The following is a 16398-nucleotide window of genomic DNA, read 5'->3' on the forward strand; positions in this document are numbered from 1 at the left end:
AACGCTGTGAATCGGCACTCGGCTGTGGTTATCGCGCGCGCTTGCGCGTTCCCTTTTTCGCGCCTTCCTTCGCCGCGCTCGCACGCGGCGTTTCCTTTGGCGCCGGCGCCGTGGCAATGCTCAGGTCTTCCAGCCACGACAGCGCGTCGGCATACGCGAGGAACTGGCGCAGATACCCCGGCGAGAGTTCGCGCATGAGCAACAGCGCGCGGTGCACGAGGCTGCTTGAATTGAGCGGCCCGGCGTTCTTCGGCACCTGATCGAGCGACTGCTGCACCTGCTGGTCGGCGCTCAATTTCGACCAGACTTCGCGGAAGTAATCGAGCAACTCCGCAGGCGGCCCGCTGCGTGCGAGATGGTCCGCATTGCCGATTTGCGCGGCGAGGTTTGCGTGCGCGGTTGCGTTTTGCTGTGAGGCGCTTTGCTGTGATGCGCTTTGCTGTGATGTGTCTTGCGTGGGCGTTTGTGTGTTCGATATCGCGTCTGACGTGGCGCGCTCGACTTCGGCGGCGTAGGCCGCGAGCAAGGCGTCGATGCGCGCATCGAGCACCCGGCGCGCCGCGCCCGCGTGCGGGCCGGCGCGCCGGTCCAATGCGTCGATCAGCGCATAGCGCACGGGATCGAGCCGGTCGGCGCCTTGCGCGCGCCAGGCGTCGAGCGTGGCACGCGCGCGCGTGGCTTCGGGCGCGTTCTCGCTCCCGTCCTCGCTCTCGCGGATGCGCGCGCCGTCACTCATGGCGCTCACGCGCTGCGCTCTGTGCATGTGCACTGCTGGTGGGCCTCGGCACCGCCGCGATTTCCACGCGGCGATTCTTCGCGCGGCCCGCCTCGTCGGCGTTCGAGCTTACCGGCTGCTCCGAGCCGAACGCCGCCGCGAACACCGACGCCGCCGGCACGCCCGCATCGATGAACGCACGCGTCACGGTGAGCGCGCGCTCGGCGGAGAGCTCCCAGTTGTCGGCGAAGCGGCGGTTGCCTGCGTGGACCTGCTGGTCGTCGGCGAAACCGCTCACCATCAGGATCTGGTCGCGGTCGCGCAGATACGCGGCGAGCGGCCCCGCAAGGCTCTTGAGCAACTCGCGCCCCTGCGGCTGGAGCTGGTCGGAGTTCAGCGCGAACAGCACGTTGCCGCTGATGCCGATGCGCCCGTTCACGAGCGTCACGCGCCCCGCCGCGAGCGGGCCGGCCAGCGCCTGTTCGAGCGTCTTGCGCCGCTGCGTTTCGATCTGGCGCTGCTTGACCTCGTTGGCGAGACGCGTGGACGCTTCGAGCTGCATGCCGATCACGCCGACCAGGATCAGCACGAACGCGCCCAGCAGCGCCGCCATCAGGTCGCCGAACGCGGCCCAGACCGGCGCGGTGGGCTCCACGCCGCCGTCGATTTCGTCGTTCATGCGGCTTCAGCCCCTGCCTGAACGCTGAAGCGCTGCAGGTTCTCGACGATCTGCTTCTGTGAAAGCAGGCTCAGGTCGATCACTTCCTTCGCCTGGGCGACGTAGTAGGCGAGCTGGTCGTCGCTGCGCGCGAGCGACTTGTCGAGTGCGGTTTCGATGCGCTGCAACTGCGTCATGAGCTTGTCGTTCGATGCGCCGAAGTGCTGGACGGCTGCGCCGAACGCATCGCCCAGGCTCGCCATCTCGACGGCGCTGCCCGTGACCTGGGCCGCCGCGCCTTCGAGCGTCTGCGCGCCGGTTTCCACCTGTTGGTCGAAGCGCGCGCCCACGCGCTCCATGAGGCCCGCCGAGGTCTGCACGAGCGCGTCGATGGCGGTGCGCTGCTCGGTGCTCGCGTGGTTCACGGCGTCGAGCAGCGTGGTGACGGTGGAGAGCAGACGGCCGCGCTCCTCGAGCATCGCGGTGTCCTGCACCATGCTCTCGGAGAGCTTGCGGCGCAGCTCGGCGACGACCTCGGCGGCCACGCGCGGCGCTTCCGATGCGGCATCGACGAGGCGCGCGAGCTCGGCAATGGTGCCGTTGGCGTGCGCCTCGGTTTGCGCGGAGATGTCGTTGGCGGTCTTCGCGAGGGCATCGCAGGTGGCTTGCTGATGCTCGGCCGCGTGCGTGCTGGCGGCTTGCCATGCCGCTGCGTTGGTTTGCGCGGCGCGCGCGATTTCGGCGATGGTGCCGCTGGCGTGCGCTTCGGTTTGCGTGGAGATGTCGCTTGCCGTTTTCGCGAGCGCATCGCAGATCGCCTGCTGGCGCTCCGCTGCCTGCGCGCTGGCGGCTTGCCATTCCGATGCATTGGCTTGCGCGGCGCGCGCGATTTCCGCGATCGTGCCGTTTGCATGCGCTTCGGTTTGCGTGGCGATATCGCTTGCCGTTTTTGCGAGCGCATCGCAGATCGTCTGCTGGCGCTCGGCAGCCTGCGCGCTTGCCGCCTGCCATGCCGCTGCATTGGCTTGCGCGGCGCGCGCGATTTCGGCGATGGTGCCGCGTGCATGCGCTTCGGTTTGCGCGGCGATATCGTTTGCGGTTTTGCTGAGCGCGTCGCAGATCGCCTGCTGGCGCGCTGCGGCCTGCTCGCTTGCCGTCTGCCACGCCGCCGATGACGCTTCGGCCACGCGCGTGATCTCGGCGATCGTGCTGTTCGTGTGCGTGCTGGCGTGCGCGGCGATATCGCTCGCGGTTTGAGTCAGCGTCTCGCACACGGCCTGCTGACGCTCGGCTGCCTGCGTGCTGGCCGTCTGCCATGCCGCCGTTGCCGCAACAGCAGCGCGCGAGATTTCCCCGAGCACGTCCTTCGCGTGCGTTTCGGTTTGTGCGGCGATGGTTTCGGCGGTTTGCGCGAGCGCCGCGCAGACGGTCTGCTGATGCTCCGCCGCCTGCACGCCGGTCGTGCGCCACTCGTCGCGCAACGTGGCGCCCATCGCACCGAGCGTTTCGCTCCATGTCGCGAGGCGCGCTTCGTCGCGCGCGACGAGCTGCGTTTGCAGATTCGCCTGCGCTTCGCTCACGGCGCGCAGGAGCGCGGCCGAGTGCTGCTCGAAGGTCGCGGCGGCCGAGGAGAGCGCCTGCTGGTTATCGCTCGCGAGCTTTTCGCCGGCGCGCTCCTGGCGCACGAGCGCCTCCTGCCATGCCTGCGAAACACCGGAAGCCGACGCCGCGAGACGCGCGTCGACGTCCTGCACCAGGTTGGCCGAGCGCTCCTCGAAAGTCGCCGTGAAGCGTTCGAGCGCGCCTTGCAGGTCGCGCGCGAGCACTTCGCCCGAGCGGCGCTGGTCCGCGAGCGCCTCGTTCCAGATGCCGGCCACTCGCGCGGTGTTGGCCTCGAAGCCCGAGGCGAGGCCATCGAGCTGCCGCTCCACGGCTTGCGTGAGCGTGCCGTGTAACGCGGCGCTTTCGCGCGCGAGGCCCGCCATGGTGGCTTCCACGACCGGCGCGAAAGCCGCGCCGGCGGCGCGGGCGCTTTCGGCGGCGCTTGCCTTGAGCGATTCGCCCACCGAGGAAGCCAGCCGCGCATAGGCGGCCTCGGCGTTGCCGAGAAAGGCCTGCTGGCTCGCGAGCTGGCGTTCGCCGAGCGCGGCGCCCTGGCGCTCGATGGCCGTCATCATCGCTTCGAGGCGCTCGACCAGTTTGGGCATCGACTCGGCCTGACGCTGCATCAGCGCGAAGCTCGATTCGCGCTGATGCGCGTGGGAGAACGGGCGCAGCGTGGTGGCGATCTGCGCGTCGAGGCGCTGGGCGGCCTCGATGCGCTCGCGGCGGCACAGCGCGGAAAGCAGGCCCAGCATCGCCGAACTCGCCACGCCCGCGATCGAGGTGCCGAACGCGAAGCCGAGCCCGCGAATCGGCCCGGAGAGCGCGGCGCGAATGCCGTCGAGATCGGTGGCGCCGTCGAGCGCCACGCCGGTGCCGCGCAGCGTCGTCACCATGCCGAGCAGCGTGCCCAGCATGCCGAGCAGCACGAGCATGCCAACCAGATAGGGCGTGAGCGACGGGCCGGGCAGCGCGACGCGCTCGCCTTCGACGCGCGCGCGCACGGCGCTGCGCAGGCTCGGATGCAACTGATCGAGCCAGCCGCCGAGCGAAGCGGCGGGCCTGGCCGCAGTGCTTCCGGCGCCCACGGCGCGCGCGAGCGTAGCGGTGGCCTGCGTGTAGCGATACAGCTCGAACGCGCCGGCCACATAGCAGGCGCCGATCAGCACGGTGACAGCGAGCGCGAGCGGATTCGAGCCGGCATAGCCGGCGGCGATCCAGCACACTGCTGCAAGGCCGGCGAGGAAAACAACGAGATCGATACGAAGTCTGGACATAGCGTTTGGGTTAGCAGGCGCTAGCGGGCACGAAGAGCCGCGAGCAGCCCTTCGACCGGTTGAAACCGAACATCCAGTTCGGCGAGCAAAACACTCTGTACATCCTTGCGGAACGCGTCGAGCCAGGCGCCCGGCGCGGTTGCGCCGATGGGGCTAGCTTGAGCCGTTGCTGCGAGGGTCGCGGCTTCGTGAGCCATCGCTTCACGAGCCGCTGCTTCACGAGCCGCCGCTTCACGAGCCGCCGCTTCACGAGCCGCCGCTTCACGAGCCCCTTTGCGCAGCCGCTCGAAATGCGCGCCCAGCAGGCCTGGCACCGCACCGAGCAGGCTGCGCTCGCGCGCGGCGAGCGAGCGCTCCATGGTGGCGTCGAGCGTCGCGAGCTTCGCCATGGCAGGCGACACCGCCGCGAGCCGGCTGCGCAGACGCCCGCGCAAGTCGCCGATATCGGTCTCCATTTTCTGCTGGAGCGCGATATAGCACTGACGAAAGACCGCGTAATCGGCGTCCGTTTCGTCAGTTTCGGGCGGCGGCGGAACCGGCGCCTGCTGCGATGCGCGTGCGAGACCGTAGGAGCCTGAGCGGCGCGCTTTCGCGGGCGCGAGCACGCCATCGAGGGCAATCGCCTTCGAGAGCGCGGAGCGCAGGCTCAGGCACCGCTGTGCCTCGTCTTCGCCGCTCGCGAGCGCGCCGCCCACCACGGCGGGCGCCGGCGCGGCAAGCACCGTGGAGAGCGCGATCGCATCGGTCCAGCCGAGCCACTGGCTCAGACGGTCCGCGAGCGGCTGCGGCGAGGCCTGTACTTCGGTCTCGCCAAGGCGCGACAGCAAGCGAACGAGGGCCGGACCGCTCAGTGACGTACGCGGTGACGTGCGCAGTGACGTGCGCGACGACGTGCGTTGCGGGGGATGGACCATACCACAAGAGGCAAAAAAGGCAGCAGTTTACACGGCGGCGCGGGGTGAGGCGCGGTTTTGCGTCCTGGGCGGTGGTTTGTGCGGGGGGCGCGCCAGTGAGTGGGCGGTTGATTGGGGCAACGCTGACTTGCTCTGTGCGCCGCTACCGCCGCTGCTGCGCCACAGCCGGTGCATCGAGCGGCACGACCTTCACGAGCGGCTTGCCAGCCTTCGCGATGATTCGAGCGGTTCGCACACCCCTCACCCCTTCGTCGCACCAAACGTGAGCCCGGCCACAAAATGCTTCTGCATCGCGAAGAACATCGCGACTGAAGGCAGCGCCGCGAGAATCGACCCCGCCGACACCAGATTCCACGCCGTCGTCCATTGTCCCTTGAGCGCCGCGACGCCCACGGTGATGGGCGCGGCGTCGTCGCCTTGCGTGAGGCACAGGGCCCAGAAGTAGTCGTTCCAGACGAACGTGAACACGAGAATCGCGAGCGCCGCGAGCGCAGGGCGGATCAGCGGCAGGATGATGCGAAAGAACACCGTCCATTCGTTCGCGCCCTCGATGCGCGCCGCTTCCACCAGTTCATAAGGCAACTGCTTGATGAAGTTGCGCAGGAACAGTGCGCAAAAGCCGGTCTGAAACGAGAGATGAAAGAGGATCAGTCCGCCCACCGTGTTATAGAGCCCGAGCTTGAGCGTGAGGTCGCGCACCGGAATCATCAGCACCTGAATGGGCACGAAGTTGCCCGCCACGAAGGTGGCGAAGAGCGCAGAGTTGCCCGGAAAGCGATAGATCGCGAGCGCAAATCCCGCCATGGCGGCCAGCGCGATGGCGCACACTACCGCCGGCACGGTAATAAGCACGCTATTCCAGAAGTAATGCAGCATGGGCGACGTGGTGAGCGCTTCGCGGTAGTTGTCGATGAGCGCGAAGTGCCGGGGCCAGCCCCAGTAGTTGCCTTCGCTGAGTTCGTCGTTCGAGCGCACCGAAGTCATCAGCACCGCGATCATCGGCAGGAGCCAGATGACGAGTGCGACCGGCAGCGAGAGCTTGTAGAGGCGGCGCGGTGCGGGCTTCCATTTGTCGACCGGGGTTGGAAACATGACGGAATCCTCAATGATTTTCCATGATCCTGCTTTCAATGCTCGCTGCTCAGCAAGCGCCGCAGGTGATAGACGATGTAGAGCAGCATGATCGCGAACAGCACGACCGCAATCGCGGCTGAATAGCCTAAACGGTAATATTTGATCGCCTGGTCGTACATGTAATAAGCGAGCACGGTCGAGCTTTCGAACGGGCCGCCGCCCGTCATGACCGATATCAGGTCGAAGCTGCGCAGCGCGCCAATCACCGTCACGACAACGGCCATGAAGGTCGTGGGCCGCAGTTGCGGCAGAATCACGTGCCACAGGAGTGTCCAGCCCCGCGCGCCTTCCATGCGTGCGGCTTCGATCTGTTCGCTGTTGAGCGTCGTGAGCCCGGTGAGATAAAGGATCATGCAATAGGCGGTTTGCGGCCACAGCGCCGCGAAAATAATGCCGGGCGTGGCGTAATGCGGGTCGCCGAGTACCGGAATGCCGTGGCCCATAATGAGCGCGAGCAGCCCGAAGGTCGGGTCGTAGAACCATGAGTAGATGAGCCCGACCACCACGCCCGAGAGCACGAACGGCGCGAAGAACAGCGACTTCACGAGGCGGATGCCGGCCACGGCCTGATTCAGATACAGCGCGATTGCGAGCCCCATGGGCGGTGCGAGCAGGAACAGCGCGAGCCAGATGACGTTGTTCTTGAGCGCCGTATAAAAAGTGGGCGCGTGAAAGAGCTCGATATAGTTGGCGAGGCCGACAAAGCTCGCGTCGCTCATGCCGTCCCAGTTATAGAACGAGAGGCGAATGGTCGAGAGTATCGGCCAGACCACGTAGATCGCGACCATGATGCAGGCGGGCGCGAGAAAGAGACATGCCGCGCGGCGCTGGCGGCGCGCGGTGGGCGAGGCGTGTCGGCGTGGCCGCTTGCGCGGGTTCGCGGCGCGCGGTGCGCTGGAGCGGTCATTGCCGGTACCGGAGGCGTCCGGGGTCATGTCGACGCGATGCGCCACAGCCTTGGCCACGAGCGGCTCAGCCGATTGAACCGATGAGGGCGTCACAGAACGTACCACGGCAAATCTCCGGATCGAACTGCATGGCGGCAGCGCGGCGCGAGTGCAGGGAACACGCGCCGCCGCCACCGTTGCGGATTTACTTCTTGTAGATGCGCTTGCGCGTCTCTTCGAGCTGCGCGAGGATCGAGTCGATCTTCGTCGGGTCGGCCACGAACTGCTGCATGCCCTTCATGCCTTCGTCGGCTATTTCCTTGGTCATGTCGCGATCATAGAACTGCGCGATGCCGCCTTTCGTGTTGGCGAGAATCTGGAAGCCGATTTTCGAAATGGCGTCGTCGGGTTCCGGCGACTTGCTGTTCGCCGAGAGCGAGCCCAGCCCCTTGGCAAGCAGTGCGCCAATCTCGGGCGTTTGGGTGAACGCGAGGAACGCGCGAGCGTCAGTCTTGTTCTTCGCTTTCGCCGGAATATGCAGCGACTCGACGGGGCCGTCTTCGGCGGTCGGCACGCCCGGGTCGATGATCGGGAACTGGAAGAAACCCATCTGCTGCTTCACCGTTGGGTTGAAGCCGCCCGTGATGAAGGTGCCCATCAGCATCATCGCGGCCTTGCCCTGGAACAGGAACGGCTGCGCCGCATCGAGATCGTAGGATAACGAATTATCGATGAAGTATCCCGCATCGAGCAGTTGCTTCCACGTGGTATAGACCTTCTTCACGCGCGGGTCGGTATAGGGCACGTCGCCGGCCATCAGTTGCTGGTGGAACTTGTTGCCGTTCAGGCGCAGGTCGAGATAGTCGAACCAGCCTGCAAGCGTCCACGCGTCGCGGCCGCCCACGGCGATCGGCGTGATGCCGGCGGCCTTGAGCTTCTTGCAGTCGTCGAGAAAATCGTTCCACGTCTTCGGCTCGTTCGCAATGCCGGTTTTCTGGAACAGGTCCTTGCGATAGAACATGCCCCACGCGTAGTAGACGGTTGGCGCCGCGTATTGCTTGCCCTTGTATGACGAAGCCTCTTTCGTGGAGGCATACATGCTGTCCCAGTTGTTCTTCTGCCAGTCGGGACTGAGGTCCGTGAACAGGCCGCGCTGTGCGTAGTAGGCCATGCGCTCGCCGTCGTGCCAGTTCACGATGTCGGGCGGCGCGGTCGTGAGCCAGTTCGGCAACTGCACTTTGTAGGCTTCCTCATCGACGAACGAAACCTTCACGTCCGTGCCCGGATGCGCTTTCTTGAACTCGTCGATCACCTGCGTCCAGACCGCGCGCTGGCTCGCGCCCTTGAACGCGATATTCACTTCTAGCGTGCCGGCCTGCGCCGGCGAGGCGAGCGCGCCCATGAGCGTGGCGGCCGCGAGCGCGACGGCAGCGAGCAGGGTGCGGGGTTTCGTGGTCATTGCCTGTCTCCTTGGTTTTACGTCGTTGTCAGTGCTGCGTCGGTGCCGGGGTCATGCCGTATGTGAAGGCGTGTCAAACGTGCGGGGCGTTCGATAAGCCACCACGCCTTGCGGCTCGATTTCGCGCGTGCCTATCACGAAGGCGTCGTCGGGAATCGTCGCGGCGATGTGGTGCGTGCCTGGGCCGTAGTTGAACACCCACGTCAGGCCGCCGCGCCGGCTCACGCGCACCGCGTCGCCGAGCGGCGTGGAGGCAAGGCCTGCTTCGCGTGCGATGCGGGCGAACAGCGCTTCGGTGGTGGCATCGTCGAAGAGGCTCGCCAGGTAATGGACAGCGCCATGCTGCACGTAGGCGGGATGACCGTCGCCGAAGGTCGCGCGAATCTCGCTCGCGGTGGCATCCAGATTCGTATCCGAGGGTGTATCGAGACCCGCATCGAGATCGATCAGGTCGCGCCAGTGCCGCGCACGGCCTTCGCGCTTTTGGCCCGAGGCATCGGCACTGAACGTCACGGGCTCGGTCATGTTCGGCCGCAGCGATTCCACGCGCCATACGCGCATGGGCAGCAGCGCGGCGAGCGGTCCGGGCGGCAGATTCGGCGGAATCTGGAGGTCGGTGGTTTTCGATCCGGTGCGCGGGCCGAGAATGATCTGTGCGCCCGAATCAGCGAGACGCTGTGCGAAGTCGTCGGGCACCACGGGCAAGGGCGGCACCACGATCAGCTTGTAGCCATCGAGCGGCGCATGCACCGGCACGATATCGACATCGAAGCCGAGCGCGCGCAATGCCGAGTAGTACTCCACAGCAAAGCGCGGATAGTGAAAGTCGGCACCCTGCGGCTGCACTTCGAAGAGCCACTTCGCTTCGTAATCGAACACGAGCGCAACGGGCGTTTCGATACTCGCATTCGCATCGGCTTGCGAATCGGCGAGCACTGCGCGGATCTCCTCGGCCACGCGCGCCGCTTCCGCGCCGCCGAGGTCGAGCCGATCGTCGGGCGTATTGAGGCCCGCATGCATCTGCTCCTGCGCGAACGGCGCCTGGCGCCAGCGGAAAAACGATACGCAGCCGGCGCCGTGCGCGAAGGCTTCCCAACTCCAGAGACGCACCATGCCGGGCAGGGGTGCGGGGTTCCAGTGCGCCCAGTTAACCGGGCCGGGCTGTTGCTCCATCACCCAGAAGGGCAGCTTCGACATGCCGCGATACACGTCATGATTGAACGAGGCGAAGTCGGGATGGCCCGTGCGCAGATAGCGCGCCTTGATTGCCGGAGCGAACCACTGCTCTTCGAGCGCGCCGAGCGGATAGCTGTCCCATGTCGCGACGTCGAGGTCGGCGGCCACCTTGTAGTGATCGAACTCGGTGAAAAGCTGCATGAAGTTGTGCGCGATGGGCCGCCCCGGCGAATGCGCGCGGATGATATCGACCTGCATGCGGTTGTAGCGCTGTACCTCGTCGGACGCGAAGCGGCGGTAGTCGAGCCGGTGCGAGGGATGCGCTTCCGTGACCGTGCCGATGGGCGCATCCACTTCGTCGAACGCGCGGTACTCCATGCTCCAGAACACCGTGCCCCATGCGGTGTTCAGCGCGCCAATGCTGCCGTAGCGCGCCTGGAGCCATTCGCGAAAGCGCTTCACTGCGGCCTCGGAATAGCTCACGACGGTGTTGTGGCAGCCGTATTCGTTATCGGTTTGCCAGTATGCGACGGCGGGGTGTTTGCCGTAACGTTGCGCGACGGCTTCGCAGATTCGCTTCGACGCCTCGTGATACGCGGGCGAAGAGAAGTCGTAATGGCGCCGCGAGCCGAATGCGCGCGGCCGGCCATCGGCGCCGGTGGGCAGGATCTCGGGATGGCGGTCGACGAGCCACTTGGGCGGTGTGGCCGTGGGCGTGCACATGACGACCTTCAGGCCTGCTGCGCCGAGTGTGTCGATAGCGCGGTCGAGCCAGCCCCAATCGAATTCGCCGGACGAGGGCTCGATGCGGCTCCATGCGAATTCGCCGATGCGCACCTGTTCGATGCCGAGCGCCTTCATGCGCGCGGCGTCGTCTTTCCACATGGCCTCGGGCCAGTGCTCCGGGTAATAGCAGACTCCAAGGCGCATGCCGGTGTCCTCGTTCGTTGGGATTCGTTGGGTGTTCGTTGAAATCAGGCGCGTTGCGCGGGGATTTCCGCCGGGGCGAGCGGTGCGAGTGCAAAACCGTCCTGCGCGAACAGATGGCACGCGGCGGCGTTGGCGCGCAATTGCACGGTGTCGCCTGGTGCGAGGCGCGTGTCGCCGGGAGCTTTGGCGATCAGCGCGGCGCCGCCGGGCTGATCGAGGTGCACGTAGCTGTGCTCGCCAAGCGCTTCAACCAGTGTGACCTTGCGCGAGAGCGTGAGCGATTCGTCCGCGCTTGCAGGCCTGTTTTCAGGCAGTTTTGCACCGGCAACCGGCTCCAGATGCTCGGGCCGCACACCGAACGTCACGGGCGCGCCGGCCGCGAGCGCATCGCCTTGCAGCGGCAAGCGCACCGTTTCTCCGTTGCCGTCGAGCGCGATGCGCACGCCATCGGCGTCCACGCTCGCCACTTTCGCCGCGAGGAAATTCATGCGCGGCGAGCCGATGAAGCCCGCCACGAAGCGGCTCGCGGGCCGGTGATAGAGCTCGAGCGGCGCGCCAACCTGGGCGATGCTGCCGTATCGTTCGGTATCCTGACCGCTGTGCAGCAGCACGATCTTGTCGGCGAGCGTCATCGCCTCGATCTGGTCGTGCGTGACATAGACCACGCTGGCCTCGGCGAACTGCTTGTGCAGGCGTGCGATTTCGATGCGCGTCTGCCCGCGCAGCGTGGCGTCGAGATTTGAAAGCGGTTCATCGAAGAGAAACACGCCGGGCTCGCGCACGATCGCGCGGCCGATGGCCACGCGCTGGCGCTGGCCGCCCGAGAGCGCCTTGGGATGGCGCTCCAGCAGCGCTTCGAGTTGCAGGATGCGCGCGGCTTCGCGCACCTTGCGATCGATCTCGGCTTTGGGGGTTTTCGCGAGCTTCAGGCCGAAGGCCATGTTCTCGTAGACCGTCATGTGCGGGAAGAGCGCGTAGCTCTGGAACACCATCGCCACACCGCGCTGCGCGGCGCTCACGTCGTTTACGAGCTTGCCGCCGATCGAGACGTCACCGTCGCTCACGTCTTCGAGGCCCGCGATCATGCGCAGCAAGGTGGATTTGCCACAGCCAGAAGGCCCGAGAAACACACAGAATTCGTTCTTGCCGATCTCCAGATCGACATTGCGGATCACCGGCGCATTGTCGCCGTAGGCCTTCTGCACACCTCGCAAGGAAATGCTCGCCATTCGTCCCGTCTCCATGTTTTAATCGGCACGAAGCGGAGATTAAGCGCTTAATCAAGCGACTGCGCAGGCAACCTGAATATCGATCGTGGGCGCGATCACTGGCTGCCGTGTCTCCGGGATTCGTTTTGAATGCGCGGCCAATGGTGCCGTCGCCACACGCGATCAGGCAAATGTTGAAACACGTTCCCAGATACTGAACATTGATGCCCACGCCCACACTTGCCGAAGTTGCCCGTCACGCTGGCGTCACGCCCGCGACCGTTTCAAACGTGCTGCGCGGCCGTGGCCGCGTGGGAGCGGTCACGCGAGAGCGGGTGCTCGATGCGATCGCGGCGCTCGGCTATCGTCCGCACTTACCCGCAAGGGCGCTGGCCGAAGGGCGCGCGCCCACCATCGCGTTGATGGTGACGAGCATCGCCAACCCGTTCTATCCGGAGTTCGCGCTCGCCGTGGAGAACGCATTGCGCCCCGCCGGGCAGTTCCTCATCATCTGCAACACCGCGGGCGACCCGGACACGGGGCGCGCCTATCTCGACCAGATCGCGGGCACACTTTCCGAAGGCGTGCTCGTGATGAACGCGAACCTCGATTTCGACGATCTGCGCGCGACCGAACTGCGCGGCGCGCCCGTGGTGCTGTGCATGTGGGAGCGGCCGCTCGATCCGCCTGGTTTGCCGTGCGTGGCCGTGGATTTCCGCCTCGCGGGCGAATTGGCGGCGCAGCATCTGATCGGGCTTGGGCACCGGCGCATCGGGGCGATTGTGGGCAGCAAGGCGCACGGCATTCACGCGGCGCGCCACGAGGGCTTCGTTGCGGCCATGCAGGCGGCGGGGCTCGATGCCGGCGCGGCGCCGCTGATTTATGCGCCCGACACCACCCAGGGCGGCTATGCGGCGGCGCGCGAGATGCTGACGCGGCGTCCCGATCTCACGGCGATCTTCGCGACCAACGATCTGCCGGCGCTCGGCGCGATGCAGGCGGCCGCCGATCTCGGGCTCGAGGTGCCGCGCCGGCTTTCCGTGGTCGGCATCACGGACATTCAACTGGCGCGAGAATCGCGCCCCGCGTTGACGAGCGTGGCCGTGCCCACGGTGGAGGCCGCGGAGCTTGCGGTGGCGTTGCTGCGCGAACTGATCGAAGACGGGGGAAGGGCGGCGGGCGAGGCGAAAATGTGCGTCACGTCGGCGCCGCATCTCGTTGTTCGCGCATCGACTTCGCGCGCGCCCGATTGAGCGGCGCCGAGGCAGAGATTACGCAAAGAGAAGCGTCACGAAAAAATCAGGAAGCCTTATCGATCGTCATGCGCTCGATCTGGCGCACGACCTCGTCGCGCATCTCGGGCGAGAGGTCTTGATAGCCGAGCAGATCCGAGATCCACAAGCCGTCCGCCGCGAGCCGGCAGATCATGAGCCGCGCCGCCTGTTCGAGTGGCAGCGGGTCGGGGCGTGTCCACTTGCGCATGGGCGCGGAATAGCGCTCGCGTATCTCGGGGTCGGTCATCATCGCGGCCACCAGCACGCGCAGCACGTTGGTGCTTGCGGCGGGGCTCGTTTCGTCGATGGTCGAGTGCAGGTAGGCGCGTGCGCTGGCGCCGTGCGGGTCGTTTCGATCGGCCGCGATCCGCGTCTCCATCTGCGACTCGAAGCGCTCCAGCGTCTGCTCGAAAAGGGCGTCGAGGAGTCCTTGCTTGTTGGCGAAGTGATATTGGAGTGCGCCTTTGGTCACGCCCGCGCGCTCGGCCACGGCGTCGAGCGTCACCGCCTGCACGCCGTGATCGGTGGCGATATCGGAGGCGGCTTGCAACAACTGCGCGCGCACTTGCACCGGCGCTTTCTTGCGGCGCGTGCCCGAAGTGGGGGCGCTGGGCTTTTCTACGTGCTTTGTACCCGGCGTTTCGTTGGGCGTTTCGCTGGGCTTCCCGCCAAGCTTTCCTGTGGATTTCGCCTCGGAACGCCGTGCGGCCGTTGCGCTGCGCGCTGACGGCTGCTGTGCTTCCTCGGGCGCCTGCGTGGCGTGTGGCGCGGGCCGCCGCGCCGCACTCGCGGCGCCTCCGGCAGCGTGTCCTGCCGCGCCGGCAGAGGCTTTGACGGGGGAATTCTTCATGGGCCGATCTTACCATCGCGAGCCTGAGCGCAAAACATTCCGTCCGGATGGTATTATTCGCGCCATGAAGAAATCCGACTTGCCAACCAACGTCCAGCATGCGGCGCTGCTCGACGCCGCCATCGTCCGGGGGCGCGATGCGCTCGCGCGCCGGCAGGCGCCCGACGGGAGCTGGTGTTTCGAGCTGGAATCCGATGCGACGATCACGGCCGAATACATCCTCATGATGCATTTCATGGCCAAAATCGACACGGTGCGCCAGGAGAAAATGGCGCGCTATCTGCGTGCGATCCAGCGCCTCGAAACGCACGGCGCGTGGGACCTGTATGTGGACGGCGCGCCCGATGTCTCGGCGAGCGTGAAGGCTTATTTTGCGCTCAAGGCAGCGGGCGACGCACCGGACGCACCGCATATGGTGCGCGCGCGCGAAGCCATTCTGAAGCTGGGCGGCGCGGCGAAGTCCAACGTCTTCACGCGCATCCTGCTGGCGACCTTCGGCCAGGTGCCGTGGCGGGCCACGCCGTTCATGCCGATCGAGTTCGTGCTGTTCCCCAAGTGGGTGCCCATCTCGATGTACAAGGTGGCGTACTGGGCGCGCACGACCATGGTGCCGCTGCTCGCACTCTGTTCGCTGAAGGCGCAGGCGCGTAATCCGCACAACGTATCGATTGCCGAGCTGTTCGTCACTCCGCCGGATGAGGAGCGCGAGTATTTCCCGCGCGGCAAGGGCGTGCGCAAGCTCTTTCTTGCCCTCGACCGCACGGTCCGCCATCTCGAGCCGCTAATTCCGCAGTCCTTGCGCAAGCGCGCGCTCAAGCACGCGCAAGCGTGGTGCGCGGAACGCATGAACGGCGAGGACGGCATGGGCGGCATCTTCCCGCCCATCGTTTACAGCTATCAGATGATGGAAGTGCTCGGCTATCACGAGAATCATCCGCTGCGGCGCGATTGTGAAAATGCGCTGGAGAAACTGCTCGTCGAGCGTCCCGATGGCAGCATGTACTGCCAGCCGTGTCTCTCGCCCGTATGGGACACCGCATGGAGCACGATGGCGCTCGAACAGGCGGTTGCGGTGCCTGACGTGTCGGGCGTCGCTACGTCGGACGCCGAATCGACATCCAACGCGCAATTGCAGCAGCAGATCGCGCGGGCCTACGACTGGCTTGCGACGCGCCAGGTGAACGATCTCAAGGGCGACTGGATCGAGAACGTGAGCCCCGACGTGCAGCCGGGCGGCTGGGCGTTCCAGTACGCGAACCCGTATTACCCCGACATCGACGACAGCGCGGTCGTGGCCGCGATGCTGCATCGCCGCGGCCGCTCGATGAAACGCGTCACGGGTGCGGACCCGTATGCCGCGCGCGTGACGCGTGCGCTCGACTGGATGCGCGGACTGCAATCGCGCAACGGCGGCTTTGCCGCGTTCGATGCCGATTGCGATCGAATCTATCTGAATGCGATTCCGTTCGCGGACCACGGCGCGCTGCTCGATCCGCCCACCGAGGACGTGTCGGGCCGCGTGCTGCTGTGTTTCGGCGTGACGGGCCGCGAGGAAGACAAGCCCGCGCTCGCGCGCGCTATCGAATACATCAAGGCGACGCAGCAAGCCGACGGCAGTTGGTGGGGCCGCTGGGGCACGAACTACATCTACGGCACGTGGAGCGTACTGGCGGGTCTCGCGCTGGCGGGCGAGGACCCGTCGCAGCCGTATATCGTGCGCGCGTTGGCCTGGCTCAGGTCGCGTCAGCACGCGGACGGCGGCTGGGGCGAGACCAACGACAGCTACATCGACGCGCGCCTCGCGGGCACGAACGGCGGCGAGAGCGCGTCGAACTTCACGGCGTGGGCGCTGCTCGCGCAGATGGCGTTCGGCGACTACGAGTCGGAGTCGGTGCAACGTGGCATCGCGTATCTGCTTTCGGTGCAGGACGGTGAGGGCTTCTGGTGGCATCGCTCGCATAACGCGCCGGGTTTTCCACGCATTTACTACTTGAAGTATCACGGCTACACCGCGTACTTCCCGCTCTGGGCGCTGGCGCGTTATCGCAGGCTGGTTGCGGATGGGGCGCGGGCCAGCGCGGCAACGCCAGTCGAGGCAAAGCCGGGCGAGGCGGTCATGTTGGCGTGAACGCCACGCCTGTGAACACGAACGCCACCTTTCGAGGTGGCGTTTTTTCAGGAATATCGGGGTTGGGGGCTGGGAGATCTACGCAGATGCGATGGTGATGTCATTGTAGTAATTTGGAATGCGAAATAAATGGTTATTGACTTATCCATCTGATCCGCATTCTGACGTATCCCGGCACCGTGTGTA

Annotated in this window: 12 protein-coding genes; 2 read left to right on the forward strand and 10 right to left on the reverse strand. The window is 66.1% G+C overall.

Going from position 1 to position 16398, the window contains the following annotated elements:
* Window positions 1–28 precede the first annotated feature (28 nt).
* The 9 genes from L5014_RS00560 to L5014_RS00600 form a co-directional block, all read right to left on the reverse strand.
* Window positions 29–736 carry a DUF2894 domain-containing protein gene (locus L5014_RS00560; RefSeq protein ID WP_238462104.1) on the reverse strand — a complete coding sequence of 236 codons (708 nt, stop codon included), beginning with the start codon at window positions 734–736 and terminating at the stop codon, window positions 29–31.
* Window positions 729–1394, reverse strand: a complete 666-nt coding sequence (locus tag L5014_RS00565; protein WP_238461646.1) for an OmpA family protein — start codon at window positions 1392–1394, stop codon at window positions 729–731. The genes L5014_RS00560 and L5014_RS00565 overlap by 8 nt, the downstream gene beginning before the upstream one ends.
* Window positions 1391–4252 (reverse strand): DUF802 domain-containing protein, encoded by a 2862-nt coding sequence (locus L5014_RS00570; protein ID WP_238461647.1) that lies wholly within the window; start codon window positions 4250–4252, stop codon window positions 1391–1393. Before L5014_RS00570 ends, L5014_RS00565 begins: the two co-directional genes overlap by 4 nt.
* A gap of 20 nt (window positions 4253–4272) precedes the next feature.
* On the reverse strand, window positions 4273–5166 hold the full coding sequence (locus L5014_RS00575) for a DUF3348 domain-containing protein (protein WP_238461648.1): 894 nt from the start codon (window positions 5164–5166) through the stop codon (window positions 4273–4275).
* Between the two features lie 240 nt (window positions 5167–5406).
* Window positions 5407–6258, reverse strand: a complete 852-nt coding sequence (locus tag L5014_RS00580; RefSeq protein ID WP_238461649.1) for a carbohydrate ABC transporter permease — start codon at window positions 6256–6258, stop codon at window positions 5407–5409.
* A 35-nt stretch (window positions 6259–6293) separates the two neighbouring features.
* Window positions 6294–7235: a carbohydrate ABC transporter permease gene (locus L5014_RS00585; RefSeq protein WP_238462105.1), complete on the reverse strand. Its 942-nt coding sequence runs from the start codon at window positions 7233–7235 to the stop codon at window positions 6294–6296.
* Window positions 7236–7392: 157 nt separating this feature from the next.
* A complete protein-coding gene (locus L5014_RS00590) occupies window positions 7393–8646 on the reverse strand; it encodes an ABC transporter substrate-binding protein (protein ID WP_238461650.1) in 1254 nt (417 codons plus the stop codon).
* A 51-nt stretch (window positions 8647–8697) separates the two neighbouring features.
* Window positions 8698–10752, reverse strand: coding sequence for a beta-galactosidase (locus tag L5014_RS00595; RefSeq protein ID WP_238461651.1), 2055 nt, complete (start codon window positions 10750–10752; stop codon window positions 8698–8700).
* A 44-nt stretch (window positions 10753–10796) separates the two neighbouring features.
* Complete coding sequence (locus L5014_RS00600; protein ID WP_238461652.1) at window positions 10797–11981, reverse strand: ABC transporter ATP-binding protein; 1185 nt, start codon at window positions 11979–11981, stop codon at window positions 10797–10799.
* Window positions 11982–12184: 203 nt separating this feature from the next.
* Here L5014_RS00600 and L5014_RS00605 point away from each other — a divergent pair, with 203 nt between their 5' ends.
* On the forward strand, window positions 12185–13213 hold the full coding sequence (locus L5014_RS00605; RefSeq protein WP_238461653.1) for a LacI family DNA-binding transcriptional regulator: 1029 nt from the start codon (window positions 12185–12187) through the stop codon (window positions 13211–13213).
* Window positions 13214–13259: 46 nt separating this feature from the next.
* Here L5014_RS00605 and L5014_RS38750 read toward each other — a convergent pair whose 3' ends face one another.
* Window positions 13260–14084, reverse strand: coding sequence for a TetR/AcrR family transcriptional regulator (locus L5014_RS38750; RefSeq protein WP_338019251.1), 825 nt, complete (start codon window positions 14082–14084; stop codon window positions 13260–13262).
* 52 nt (window positions 14085–14136) lie between these two features.
* Here L5014_RS38750 and shc point away from each other — a divergent pair, with 52 nt between their 5' ends.
* A complete protein-coding gene (shc, locus tag L5014_RS00615) occupies window positions 14137–16212 on the forward strand; it encodes a squalene--hopene cyclase (protein ID WP_420799998.1) in 2076 nt (691 codons plus the stop codon).
* Window positions 16213–16398: the final 186 nt, after the last annotated feature.

The sequence above is a fragment of the Paraburkholderia tagetis genome (assembly GCF_022213065.1).
In the GTDB taxonomy this organism is placed as follows: Bacteria; Pseudomonadota; Gammaproteobacteria; order Burkholderiales; family Burkholderiaceae; genus Paraburkholderia; species Paraburkholderia tagetis.

Excerpts from the sequence above, each read along its gene's own strand:
- L5014_RS00605 (WP_238461653.1), top strand. The coding sequence starts at position 12,185 with ATGCCCACGCCCACACTTGCCGAAGTTGCCCGTCACGCTGGCGTCACG.
- L5014_RS00565 (WP_238461646.1), bottom strand. The coding sequence starts at position 1,394 with ATGAACGACGAAATCGACGGCGGCGTGGAGCCCACCGCGCCGGTCTGG.
- L5014_RS00580 (WP_238461649.1), bottom strand. The coding sequence starts at position 6,258 with ATGTTTCCAACCCCGGTCGACAAATGGAAGCCCGCACCGCGCCGCCTC.
- L5014_RS00600 (WP_238461652.1), bottom strand. The coding sequence starts at position 11,981 with ATGGCGAGCATTTCCTTGCGAGGTGTGCAGAAGGCCTACGGCGACAAT.
- L5014_RS00570 (WP_238461647.1), bottom strand. The coding sequence starts at position 4,252 with ATGTCCAGACTTCGTATCGATCTCGTTGTTTTCCTCGCCGGCCTTGCA.
- L5014_RS00575 (WP_238461648.1), bottom strand. The coding sequence starts at position 5,166 with ATGGTCCATCCCCCGCAACGCACGTCGTCGCGCACGTCACTGCGCACG.
- L5014_RS00595 (WP_238461651.1), bottom strand. The coding sequence starts at position 10,752 with ATGCGCCTTGGAGTCTGCTATTACCCGGAGCACTGGCCCGAGGCCATG.
- L5014_RS00560 (WP_238462104.1), bottom strand. The coding sequence starts at position 736 with ATGAGTGACGGCGCGCGCATCCGCGAGAGCGAGGACGGGAGCGAGAAC.
- L5014_RS38750 (WP_338019251.1), bottom strand. The coding sequence starts at position 14,084 with ATGAAGAATTCCCCCGTCAAAGCCTCTGCCGGCGCGGCAGGACACGCT.
- L5014_RS00590 (WP_238461650.1), bottom strand. The coding sequence starts at position 8,646 with ATGACCACGAAACCCCGCACCCTGCTCGCTGCCGTCGCGCTCGCGGCC.
- L5014_RS00585 (WP_238462105.1), bottom strand. The coding sequence starts at position 7,235 with ATGACCCCGGACGCCTCCGGTACCGGCAATGACCGCTCCAGCGCACCG.